The sequence below is a fragment of the Cupriavidus sp. R6-3 genome, assembly GCF_059772245.1.
On the sequence record NZ_JCBAJO010000152.1, the window covers coordinates 1 to 11,611 of the forward strand.

General features: G+C 69.5%; 11 protein-coding genes. 5 read left to right on the plus strand and 6 right to left on the minus strand.

Going from position 1 to position 11,611, the window contains the following annotated elements; all coding sequences use genetic code 11:
* The coding region (locus AC6EI8_RS19015) for an alanine racemase (RefSeq protein ID WP_498382612.1) at window positions 1-595 on the minus strand (595 nt) is incomplete at its 3' end.
* A 713-nt stretch (window positions 596-1,308) separates the two neighbouring features.
* Here AC6EI8_RS19015 and AC6EI8_RS19020 point away from each other — a divergent pair.
* From AC6EI8_RS19020 to AC6EI8_RS19030, 3 genes are all read left to right on the plus strand, one after another.
* Window positions 1,309-2,385, plus strand: a complete 1,077-nt coding sequence (locus tag AC6EI8_RS19020) for an AI-2E family transporter (protein WP_226105292.1) — start codon at window positions 1,309-1,311, stop codon at window positions 2,383-2,385.
* A gap of 218 nt (window positions 2,386-2,603) precedes the next feature.
* The gene (locus tag AC6EI8_RS19025; protein WP_498382613.1) at window positions 2,604-3,251 is read left to right on the plus strand and encodes a PadR family transcriptional regulator; all 648 of its coding nucleotides are present in this window, start codon (window positions 2,604-2,606) and stop codon (window positions 3,249-3,251) included.
* 3 nt (window positions 3,252-3,254) lie between these two features.
* Complete coding sequence (locus AC6EI8_RS19030) at window positions 3,255-4,172, plus strand: siderophore-interacting protein (protein WP_498382614.1); 918 nt, start codon at window positions 3,255-3,257, stop codon at window positions 4,170-4,172.
* Window positions 4,173-4,200: 28 nt separating this feature from the next.
* Here AC6EI8_RS19030 and AC6EI8_RS19035 read toward each other — a convergent pair whose 3' ends face one another.
* On the minus strand, window positions 4,201-4,485 hold the full coding sequence (locus tag AC6EI8_RS19035; RefSeq protein WP_149318124.1) for a nicotinamide mononucleotide transporter: 285 nt from the start codon (window positions 4,483-4,485) through the stop codon (window positions 4,201-4,203).
* Between the two features lie 258 nt (window positions 4,486-4,743).
* On the opposite strand from AC6EI8_RS19035, the gene alaC reads away from it, so the two are divergent.
* Entirely contained in the window at window positions 4,744-6,015 is a 1,272-nt protein-coding gene (gene alaC, locus AC6EI8_RS19040) for an alanine transaminase (protein WP_149318125.1), read from the plus strand.
* A gap of 27 nt (window positions 6,016-6,042) precedes the next feature.
* On the opposite strand, the gene AC6EI8_RS19045 is transcribed toward alaC, so the two are convergent.
* From AC6EI8_RS19045 to AC6EI8_RS19060, 4 genes are read right to left on the minus strand one after another with little or no spacing between them, the layout of a single operon-like run.
* A complete protein-coding gene (locus tag AC6EI8_RS19045; RefSeq protein ID WP_498382618.1) occupies window positions 6,043-7,410 on the minus strand; it encodes an enoyl-CoA hydratase/isomerase family protein in 1,368 nt (455 codons plus the stop codon).
* A gap of 17 nt (window positions 7,411-7,427) precedes the next feature.
* Window positions 7,428-8,327, minus strand: a complete 900-nt coding sequence (gene mmsB, locus AC6EI8_RS19050; protein WP_149318374.1) for a 3-hydroxyisobutyrate dehydrogenase — start codon at window positions 8,325-8,327, stop codon at window positions 7,428-7,430.
* 40 nt (window positions 8,328-8,367) lie between these two features.
* Complete coding sequence (locus tag AC6EI8_RS19055; protein ID WP_498382615.1) at window positions 8,368-9,891, minus strand: CoA-acylating methylmalonate-semialdehyde dehydrogenase; 1,524 nt, start codon at window positions 9,889-9,891, stop codon at window positions 8,368-8,370.
* 55 nt (window positions 9,892-9,946) lie between these two features.
* Window positions 9,947-11,080 carry an acyl-CoA dehydrogenase family protein gene (locus AC6EI8_RS19060; protein ID WP_498382616.1) on the minus strand — a complete coding sequence of 378 codons (1,134 nt, stop codon included), beginning with the start codon at window positions 11,078-11,080 and terminating at the stop codon, window positions 9,947-9,949.
* A 249-nt stretch (window positions 11,081-11,329) separates the two neighbouring features.
* Here AC6EI8_RS19060 and AC6EI8_RS19065 point away from each other — a divergent pair.
* The coding region (locus AC6EI8_RS19065) for an AraC family transcriptional regulator ligand-binding domain-containing protein (protein WP_498382617.1) at window positions 11,330-11,611 on the plus strand (282 nt) is incomplete at its 3' end.

Consider the following 11,611-nt stretch of genomic DNA (forward strand, 5'->3'; position numbering starts at 1 on the left):
ATCCGCCGAACGACAGGCGCGGCTGCGCGGCGATGCGCTCGGCCAGCCGTAGCGCGGCGTCGGCATCGGCCACGCCGCAACGGCCCTGGCCGATGTCGAGTTCGACCAGCACCGTCAGCCCGCTCTGCTCGCGTTCGGCGGCCTCGGCCAGTGCGCGCACCTGGACGACGGCGTCGACGCAGACGCTGATCCGAGCGTGGCGCGCCATCCGGGCCAGCAGCGTGGCCTTCGCCGGGCCGGCGATCTCGTTGCTGATATGGACGTCGGCGACGCCGGCGCGCAGGAACGGCAGCGCCTCGCTGACCTTCTGGCAGCAGATGCCGACGGCGCCGCGCGTCATTTGCGCCAGCGCGATGTCTGGACATTTGTGGGCCTTGGCATGGGGCCGCAGCGCGACGCCGGCCCGATCCGCGGCCTGCTGCATCCGCTGCAGATTGCGCTCGAAGGCATCGAGCTCCAGCACCAGCGCCGGCGTGTCGATCGCCTGCCACGGCTGGCCGGGCTCGGCGATCGGGGGCAGGGCGGGCAGTCCCGCCGGATCGCGCAGGACGGGCAGGTCGGTCGCGGCGGAAGGCACAGGGCGGTGATCGGGCATGACGGCGAGGTCTCCATAAGGGGCGGTGGGCCGAAAGGCGTGAGGCGCGGGGCATCATCGGTCGATCGGGACGGGCTGTCAAACCGTGCCGTGGCGCGCGGCCGCGGGTGCCGGACCGCTACCCGGGTCCCCGTGCCGCGGGTCCCTGCCCGGGTCCCCGTGCCGTGTTCGGAGCGCCGTGGGCCACGGGGGACGCTGTCGCGCTTGTCCTACACGGCTTGCGGCGGCCGTCCGACTGCGGGGGGCGTGAGCCGCCGACTATGCTGACAGTGATGCACCGCGCTTCCCGCGCGGCGCTCCCCAGCCCCCGCACCGTCCCCCTCGCCATGCATGCCACGCCCAATCCGTCCGCGCAGCCCGGTGCGCCATCCGCACCGTCCACGGGTGGCGCGCGGGCGGTGCCATCGCGGGACGAGGCAGCAGTCGAGCCGCTGGCCGGGGCGACGGCGGCGAGCGAGGCGGCGGCCACACGGCCGGACGCTTCGGCCATCGCCGCGAATGTCCGCGACGGCCAGCCAGCGACAGGCACACAGCCGGACGCTTCGGCCATCGCCGCGAATACCCGCGAGCGCGAGCCTGGGGCGACCGCACAGCGGGACGCATCGGCCATCGCCGTGGGCGCCCGGGATGGTGAGTCCGGAGCGGCCTCATCCGCAGCCTCATCGGCCGCCACATCGGCGGCCGAGCCGGCCCGCGGCCCGGCCAGCGCCCGCATGCTGCCGGTGGCGATCCAGCGCGGCAGCCTGGCGCTGGTGGTGCTCGCGACGCTGGCCTGCCTGTACGCGCTGCATGTTGCCAAGGCTTTCGTGATTCCCGTGGTGCTGGCGGTCATCCTGACCTATCTGCTCGATCCGCTGGTGTCGGCGCTCCATCGGCAGCGGCTGCCGCGTCCGATCGGCGCGACGCTGGTGTTGCTGGGGTTGGTCGCGGTGCTGCTGTGCGGCGCCTATCTGCTGCAGGGCCAGGTGGAGGCCATCGTCGACCGTCTGCCCGAGATCGCCCGCAAGCTCTCCCGCAGCCTGTCGGCGCTGCTCAGCGGCGACGACTCGATGTGGCAGAAGATCCAGCGCGCGGCGACCGTGCTGACCGGCGGCACGCCACAGCTCTCGCGCGGCGCGCCCGTCGTGATCGAGAAGCCCGCCGGCGCGCTGCACGACATGGTGCTGGCCGGCTCGGTCAGCGCCTTCGCGGCGGCGGGGCAGGCCGTAGTGGTGCTGTTCCTGACCTTCTTCCTGCTGGTGTCGGGCGACATGTTCAAGCGCAAGTTCGTCAAGATGACGGGCCGCACGCTGACGCAGAAGAAGGTCAACGTCCATATGCTCGGCGAGATCAACCGGGCGATCCAGCGCTACATGCTGATGCTGCTGATCACCAATGCCGCGCTGGGGGTGTGCACGTGGTTCCTGCTGAAGGCGATCGGCCTGCAGCACGCCGGCACCTGGGCGCTGGCCGCGGCCGCGCTGCATCTGATTCCGTACTTCGGCTCGGGCGCCACCGCGATCGCGCTCGGCGTGGCGGCCTTCATGCAGTTCGGCACGCTGGGGCTGGCCGCCGCGGCAGCGGGGGGTTCGATTCTGATCGCGACGCTGATCGGCTCGGTGGTGCAGACCTGGATGACCGGGCGGATGGCGAAGATGAATCCGGTGGCGGTGTTCGTCGCGTTGCTGCTGTTCACCTGGCTGTGGGGCGCGTGGGGGATGCTGCTGGCGATTCCGCTCGCCGTGATCGCCAAGGTGGTGGCCGACCATATCGAAGGGCTGGAGTTCGTGGCGGAGTTCCTGGGGGAATAGGGTAGCCGACGGGACCGGGCCGGCCGACGGAACAGGGGCGGTCGACGGAACAAGGGCGGCCGACGGAACAGGGCGACGGGATAGGACGGCCCACCCAAAGGGCGACCGGCGGACAGCGCGCCCGGCAAGACCCTGCCCCAAGCAGGGCCGAGGCTTGACCTGCAGTGCTGCCAACTATATCGTAAGATATGTTTTTCGATATAACGGACGACTGACCCATGCCTCCTCGCCATCATCACGGCCGGCACGGCCACGGACCCGGCGGTCCCTTCGGTGGATTCGGCGGTTTCGGCTCCGACGCCGACGGCCTGCGCCGCGGCCGCAAGCTCGGCGCCGACGACCTGCAACTGCTGCTGCTCGACCTGCTGGCCGAGCAGCCCAGCCATGGCTACGAGCTGATCAAGGCGCTGGAAGCGCGCAGCGCCGGCTTCTACAAGCCCAGTCCGGGCGTGATCTATCCCGCCCTGACGTACCTGGAGGAGATCGGCCACGCCGAGGTAGACGTCGACGGCAACCGCAAGTGCTATCGGCTGGCCGAGCCCGGCCGCGAGTTCCTGCAGGCCAACCGCGAGCGCCTGGCGCTGCTGTGGAACGGGCTGCGTCATGCCGCCCGCAAGATGGAATGGGTGCGCCGCGCGCTTGCCGGCGAGCCGCCGCCCGAGCCGGACGAGCAGGGCAACGGCTGGCTGCCGGAGTTCGTGCAGGCGCGCATGGCGCTCAAGCGCGCGCTGCTGCTGCGCACCGATGCCTCGCCGGCCGAACAACGGCGCATCGCCGACATCCTGCTGCGCGCCGTCGCCGATATCGAAGACACCGAGGCAGCCGCCGTGCCGCCGCATCCCGCCCGACCACGCCAACCGAGGTAATGCATGTCCGCTACCGATCGCGCCAATACCGCCAATACCGCCAATACGGCCAATACCGCCAATACGGCCAATACGGCCAATACGGCCAACACCGGCGATACCGCCAGTCCGCTCGATAGCCGCGGCGCCGCCGCGCTCACCGTCGAACGCGTCCGCCATCCGCTGAAGTTCCGCCACATCCAGGTGGTCCGCACGCAGCGGCTCTCACCGGCGCTGCTGCGCGTGACCTTCACCGGCGACGACCTCGCCGACTTCGTCTCGGCCTCGTTCGACGACCACATCAAGGTGTTCCTGCCCGCGCCCGGACAGCAGCGCCCGGTGCTGCCCGAGATGGGACCCGACGGTCCGATGTTCCCCGAGGGACAGCCGCGCCCGATCGCGCGCGACTACACGCCGCGCCGCTACGACGCCGCGACGCGCGAGCTCGATATCGAATTCGTGCTGCACGGCGACGGTCCCGGCGCCAGCTGGGCGGCGCAGGCGCAGCCGGGCCAATGGCTGGGCATCGGCGGGCCGCGCGGTTCCTTCGTGATCCCGTCGGCGTTCGACTGGCACCTGCTGATCGGCGACGAAGCGGCGCTGCCCGCGATCGCCCGCCGTCTCGAGGAATTGCCCGCCGGCAAGCGCGTGGTGGTCGTGGTCCAGGTCGAGGATCGCGAGGCGCGTCTCGATCTGCGCAGCAATGCCGACTGCGAACTGCATTGGCTGTATCGCGCCGAAGGTGACGAATTGCTGACGACGCTGCGCCGGCTGGAATTGCCGGCCGGAGAGGGCTATGTCTGGGCCGCCGGCGAAGCCGCCGAGATGCGCGCGGTGCGCGCTTGCCTGGTTGACGAGCGCGGCATCGACAAGCGCCGCATCCGCGCGTCGGCCTACTGGAAGCACGGCGCGGTCGGCGTGCACGAGACGCTCGACGACTGAGCCCCGCGCAGGGCTGGGGCGCTCCGGCTCAGTGCGAGCCGGCGTGTCCGCTCTGACGATGGAACTGCGTATGCCGGTAGAGCCCGTACAGGCTGGTCGCGGTGAAGCCGAGCTGCTGCACGAACAGGCCATAGGTGCCGGTCACCAGCGCGAACACGCTCCACACGATGTTCGAGCACAGGTACGAAATCCAGCCCCAGCGCGACGCCTTGTTGTGCAGCGCCACCAGCAGCGAGCCGCTCATCGCGAGCGCGCAGCCCGACCATTCCAGACCATTGAGCACCATCGGCAGTTGAGCGGCAGCGAGATCCATCGCGCTATGTCTCCTTTTTTTGTGTTCAAGTTTTGCATACAAAGAGTGGGCGAAGCTTACCGCCGAAGCGCGGCGCGAGCAAGAGGGGAGAAACGCTCGGCACAAGCTGCGGCGCCCCAGCGGGCCGATGAGAGCGTCATCGCGTTTGCGTGATAGCCGTGGACGCGCGCCCGTAACCCGATTAACATCGTTGCCGGCGGCACTGACAACCGCCAACGTCGCTCGGACGGTTCCGGGCGCTTACGTACAAGGACAACCATGTCAGCCATTCCGGCATCCCCGGGCTCGAGCACTTCGGGCCAGCGCCGCTTCGCGCGCATCGATCGTCTTCCCCCCTACGTCTTCAATATCACCGCCGAGCTCAAGATGGCCGCGCGCCGTCGCGGCGAGGACATCATCGACATGAGCATGGGCAACCCCGATGGCGCGACGCCCGCGCATATCGTGGCCAAGCTCACCGAGGCGGCGCAGCGCCCCAATACCCACGGCTATTCGACCTCCCGCGGCATCCCGCGGCTGCGGCGCGCGATCTCGCACTGGTATCGCGAGCGCTACGACGTCGAGATCGATCCGGAACGCGAGGCCATCGTGACGATCGGCTCGAAGGAGGGGCTGTCGCACCTGATGCTGGCCACGCTCGATCGCGGCGACACCGTGCTGGTGCCGGACCCGAGCTATCCGATTCACATCTATGGGGCGGTGATCGCCGGCGCCGATATCCGCTCGGTGCCGCTGATTCCGGGCGTCGACTTCTTCGCCGAGCTCGAGCGCGCGATCCGCGGCAGCTATCCGAAGCCCAAGATGATCGTGCTGGGCTTTCCGTCCAACCCGACCGCGCAATGCGTCGAGCTCGATTTCTTCGAGCGCGTGATCGCGCTGGCGCGCAAGCACGACATCCTGGTCGTGCATGACCTGGCCTATGCCGACATCGTCTTCGACGGCTGGAAGGCGCCGTCGATCCTGCAGGTGCCGGGCGCCAAGGACATCGCGGTGGAGTTCTTCACGCTGTCCAAGAGCTACAACATGGCCGGCTGGCGCATCGGCTTCATGGCCGGCAACGCCGACCTGGTGACGGCGCTGGCGCGCATCAAGAGCTATCACGACTACGGCACCTTCACGCCGCTGCAGATCGCCGCGATCGCCGCGCTCGAAGGCGACCAGCAGTGCGTGCGCGAGATCGCCGCGCAATACCAGTCGCGCCGCGACGTGTTGGCGCGCGGCCTGAACGAAGCCGGCTGGCCGGTGGAGCTGCCGAAGGCGTCGATGTATATCTGGGCGCGGATTCCCGAACCGTATCGCGCGCTGGGCTCGCTGGAGTTCGCCAAGCAGCTGCTGGAAAAAGCCAAGGTCTCGGTATCGCCGGGCATCGGCTTCGGCGACTTCGGCGACGACTACGTCCGCTTCGCGCTGATCGAGAACGAATCGCGCATTCGGCAGGCGGTGCGGGGCATCAAGGCGATGTTCCGCGCCGATGGGCTGGTCGCGCCGGCCGCGCATGAGCCGGCGCGCGGGGGCGGGGCGAAGGGGTAGGTCGTCGCGCCCGCGCGAGCGGGGGAATCAGCAAGTCAAGGCGGGCGATGCCAACGGGTGCCGCTCCCCTTGCCACGGCGATACGAAGAACCGGCGTACCGCATCGGGATCGACCTCGTCGTGGCTGCCGACCCGCCAGTGCGGGGTCTGGTCCTTGTCGACGATCAGCGCGCGCACGCCCTCGATGAAATCGCCGTCGGTGAAGGCGTGGCTGACCACGTCGAACTCCATGCGAAAGCAATCGGCCAGGTCCAGCCGGCGGCCGCGCAGCAGCAGTTCGCGCGTGACCGCCGTCATCAGGGGCGAGCGCCCGCGCAGCAGCATGGCGGTCTTGGCGGCCCATTCGGCCCATTCGGCCCTTTCGGGACCATCGGAACCACCGGTGCGGTCGGCGTCATCGGCTCGGTCGGCACCATCGGCTCGGTCGGCGCCATCAACTCGGTCGGCACCATCGGCTCCGTCGGCACCATCGGCTCGGTCTGCAACATCGGCTTGGTCGGCGCCATCAGCTCGGTCGGCCCGGTCGGCGCGCTCCGCCCGGTCCGTGCAGCAGGCATCCTGCTCGCCCGCGAGTCCCTGCAGGATCGCCGCCGGCGTCGCGTCGGCGCGGAAATGCCGCAGCAGGGCGGGCAGGACCTTCAGCAGCGGGGCGTCGGCCGCCGTGACCGGCGATGCGGGGACCAGCGCGCGGCGCAGGGTTGCGAGCACCGTGTCGCCGTTGCCGGGCCAGGCGCAGCCGGACCAGTCGATGCTGGCCAGCGTCGCCTCCAAGTCCGCCAAGGCGGCGCTGTCGACCGCGACATCCGCGAGCCCGCACAGCAGCGTGTCGGCCGCGCCGAGCGTCACCCCGGTCAGGCCCACATAGAGCGCCAGCTCGGGCGTCATGCGCGACAGGAAGTGGCTGGCGCCGACATCGGGCACCAGGCCGATGCCGGTCTCCGGCATCGCGACGCGCGCGCGTTCGGTGACGATGCGCAGCCGCGCGGCCTGCGCCAGCCCCATGCCGCCGCCCATCACAATGCCGTCCATCAGCGCGACCACCGGCTTGGGATAGCGGTGCAGTTCGAAATCGAGCTGGTATTCGTCGACGAAGAAGCGGTGGTACAGCGGTTCGCCATCGTTGCCGCCACGCCCCGCCATGTCGTCGCGATAACTGTCGTACAGCGCGCGGATATCGCCACCGGCGCAGAACGCCTTGTCGCCTGCGCCGCGCAGCACCACGGCGACGACATCGTCCCGCGATGCCCATTGCCGCAGTCGTTCGCGCAGCGCCAGGATCATCGGATACGACAGCGCATTGAGCTGGCGCGGCCGGTTCAGCGTGACCAGCCCGACGCGATTGATGACGTCGAAGCGGACCTCGTCTGTGCCCTTGGCATCCACCGCGTGCGGCATGGTTTCGGCCCTTGCGTTCACGCCGTCCCTCCATCGGCATCCAGGTATTGCCGAATCACGCCCGAGAAATCGAGCTGGCCATCGCCGCGCTGGCACATCGCCTGATACAGCTGCTGCGCCAGGGCGCCGAGGAACAGCGGCTGCCGCACCGCGCGCGCGGCATCGTTGGCCAGCCCCAGGTCCTTGAGCATCAGCTCGGCGCCGAAGCCGCCGCTGTAGCCGCGCGCGGCCGGCGCGGTGTCGATCACGCCGGGGTAGGGGTTGTAGGTGTCGGAGGACCAGCAGCGCCCGGTCGAGGTGTTGACGATGCCGGCCAGCACCGTGGTGTCGATGCCGAGCCGGGCGCCAAGCGCCATCGCCTCGGATACGCCGATCATCGAAATGCCCAGGATCAGGTTGTTGCAGATCTTCGCGACCTGGCCCGTGCCGGTGTCGCCGCAGCGGACCACGTTCCTGCCCATGCCGGAGAGCACCGGCTGCAGCCGCTCGAACAGCGCCGCCTCGGCGCCGACCATGAAGGTCAGCGTGCCGGCCTGCGCGCCACCGGTGCCGCCGGACACCGGCGCGTCGGCGAACGGATTGCCCTGACGCGCGGCCAGCGCGGCCAGTTCGCGTACCGTCGCCGGATCGATCGTGCTCGAATCGACCAGCGGCACGCCGGGACGCACGCCGGCCAGCACGCCGTTCTCGCCGGTGTAGACGCCGCGCACATGGGCCGCGGCCGGCAGCATCGTGATCACGATATCGGCTTCCGCGGCCGCCTGCCGCGGCGAATCGGCGCCGCTGGCGCCGGCTTCGCGCAACGCGGCCAGCGCCTGCGCGTTCAGGTCGAATACCGTCAGCGTGTGGCCGGCCTTCAGCAGGTTGCGCGCCATCGGCGCGCCCATGTTGCCCAGGCCGATGAAGGCGATATGCATCGAGGTCTGCTGCATCGAGGTCTCCTGTGCGTTGCCGGTTTCAGCGCAGCGCGATGGTGGTATTGACGCCCTGGTTGACGGTCTCGTCATCGAACCAGCGTGCCGTCACGGTCTTGGTCTGCGTGTAGAACTGCACCACCTGCTTGCCGTAGGGGCCGAGGTCGCCCAGCTTCGAGCCGCGCGAGCCGGTGAAGCTGAAATACGGCACCGGCACCGGAATCGGGATATTGATGCCGACCTGGCCGACGTCGATCTCGCTCTGGAACTTGCGCGCCGCGGCGCCGCTCTGCGTGAACACGCCGGTGCCGTTGCCGAAGGGGTTGCGGTTGACCAGCGCGATCGCCTCGTCGAGCGTGTCGACGCCGATCACCACCAGCACCGGCCCGAAGATCTCCTGCGTGTAGATCGACATCTCGGTGGTGACGTCGGTGAATACGGTGGGCCCGATGAAGTTGCCGTCCGGATAGCCCGGCACGCTGACCTCGCGGCCATCGAGCGCGAGCGTCGCGCCTTCCTTCACGCCGGCCTCGATCAGGCCCAGGATGCGCTGCTTCGCCGCGACCGACACCACTGGTCCGACATCGGTGCCGGGCTCGGCGCCGGCGCCGACCTTCAGCGTGCGGGCCTTGGCGATCAGCTCGGGCACCCAGTCGCGTGCCGCGCCGACCAGCACCGCCACCGACGTCGCCATGCAGCGCTGGCCCGCCGCGCCGAAGGCGGCGCCGACCAGCGCGTTCAGCGTCTGCTCCTTGTGCGCGTCGGGCAGCACCACCGCGTGGTTCTTGGCGCCCATCATCGACTGCACGCGCTTGCCGTGGCTGCCGGCCAGGTTGTAGACGTGGGTGCCAACCGCGGTCGAGCCGACGAACGACACCGCCTTGACATCGGGATGCGTGCACAGCGCGTCGACCACATCCTTCGCGCCGTGCACGACGTTCAGCACGCCGGGCGGCACGCCCGCTTCGAGCGCGAGCGCCACCAGTTCCATCGTCGACAGCGGGTCCTGCTCGGAGGGCTTGAGCACGAAGGTATTGCCGCAGACGATCGCCATCGGGAACATCCACAGCGGAATCATGGCCGGGAAATTGAACGGCGTGATGCCGACGCACACGCCGATCGGCTGCTGCAGCGTGTAGGTGTCCACGGTCGCGGCCACGTTCTCGGCAAAGCCGCCTTGCTGCAGCGTGCCGATCGAGGCGGCGTGCTCAACCACCTCGAGGCCGCGGAAGATGTCGCCCTCGGCGTCAGACAGCGTCTTGCCCTGTTCGGCGGTCAGGATCGCGGCGATGCGCTTGCTGTGCTCGCGGATCAGCGCCTGGTACTTCAGCATGATGCGCAGCCGTGCGCCGATCGGCGTGTGGCGCCAGCTGGCGAAGGCGCGCTGCGCCGCGCCGACGGCGGCATCGACCTCGGCGGCCGTGACCAGCGGCACGCGCGCCAGCACCTGCTGCGTGGCCGGATTGACGACCTGGCGGTACTCGGTGGCGGCCGATTCGACCCATTCGCCGTTGATCAGCAGCTTGACTGTCGGAATCGCGGTGTCGGTGGCGGGCTGTGTGGTCATGGTGTCTCCATCGTTTGTCTGGTCGTGCAAGTCGTCAGGAAAGGCGAGGCGCGAACTACAGCGAGCGGGCGATCAGCATCCGCTGGATCTCGCTGGTGCCTTCGTAGATCTGGGTGATGCGCGCGTCCCGGTAGTGCCGCTCGACCGGGTAGTCCTCGAGGTAGCCGTAGCCGCCATGGATCTGCAGCGCCTTGGAGCAGACCCGTTCGGCCAGTTCCGACGCATACAGCTTGGCCTGCGAGGCCTCGGACAGGCAGGGGTGGCCGTCGCTGCGCATGCGCGCGGCGCGATGCACCAGCAGGCGCGCCGCGTTCAGCTCGGTCGCCATGTCGGCCAGCATGTTGGCGATCGGCGCATGCTCGCGCAGCGGCCGGCCGAACTGCACCCGTTCGCCGGCATAGCGGCAGGCGGCATCGAAGGCCGAGCGCGCGATGCCGATCGCCTGCGCGGCGATGCCGATGCGGCCGCCTTCGAGATTCGACAGCGCAATGCGCAGGCCCTCGCCGGTGTCGCCGAGCAGCGCGTCGTGTGGCACGACGCAGTCCTCCAGCGTGATCGCGCAGGTGTCCGAAGCACGGATGCCGAGCTTCTTCTCCGGGGCATGGACGTCAAAGCCCGGCGTGTCGGTCGGAACGAGGAAAGCAGACAATCCGCGCTTGCCGCGCTCCGGTTCGGTCGCGGCGAAGACGATGGCGATGCCGGCGCGCTGGCCGTTGGTGACGAACTGCTTGTTGCCCGACAGGACCCAGCCGTCGTCGGTCGGCCGCGCGCGCGTGCGCAGGTTGTGCGCCTCGGAGCCGGCCTGCGGCTCGGTCAGGCAGAACGCGCCGATCAGCTCGCCGCTGGCCAGCGCCGGCAGATAGCGCTGCTTCTGCGCCTCGCTGCCGTAGTGCAGGATCGGGCCGCAGCCGACCGAGCTGTGCACGCTCATCAGCGTCGCGCAGGCCGCGCAGCCGGCGGCGATCTCCTCGATCGCCAGCGCGTAGGCGATGTAGTCGGTATAGGTGCCGCCCCATTGCTCGGGCACGATCATGCCGAGCAGGCCGAGCGCGCCCATCTCGGCGACGATCTCGTCGGGCAGTTGGCCGCTGCGGTCCCATTGCGCGGCGTTGGGCTTGAGCCGTTCCTCGGCGAAGGCGCGCGCGGTGTCGCGGATCATGCGTTGCTGCTCGGTGTATTCGCTGTACATGGCGCTGTGGTCGCGTGGTTGCGGGGTCGTCGTGGTGCGTCGTCGTGGTGCGTCGTCGTGGTGCGGTCGTGGAATGACGGCAGTGTAGAAAGGCGATGCCGGCGCGCGCTATGCCAAAATCCGCCAACTGTGCTGAACTGATTTGCCACTGCCCGCCGCTTGCCGTGACGGCGGCAGCCGGCATCCCGACCACCTTACGGATCGTCTCCATGCCTTTGCTGTTGCGTCCCGTTACTGCCTCGCGTGCCGATGGAAAAAGGTAGCGTCGCGATCTGCTTTGTCCACCATGCGATTTCCGGGCTGCGCTCGCGCGGCATCGATCCGGAGCCGGTGCTGCGCGCCGCCGGTATCGCGCCGGCGATGCTGGCGGTCGCGCAGGCGCGCGTGTCCGCGGCGAGCTACAGCGGGCTGTGGCTGGCGGTATCGGCGGCGCTTGGCGACGAGTTCTTCGGTCAGGACTCGCGCGCGATGAAGCCCGGCAGCTTCGCGCTGCTGTGCCATGCGGTGGCCGGCAGCCGCACCGTGGGGCAG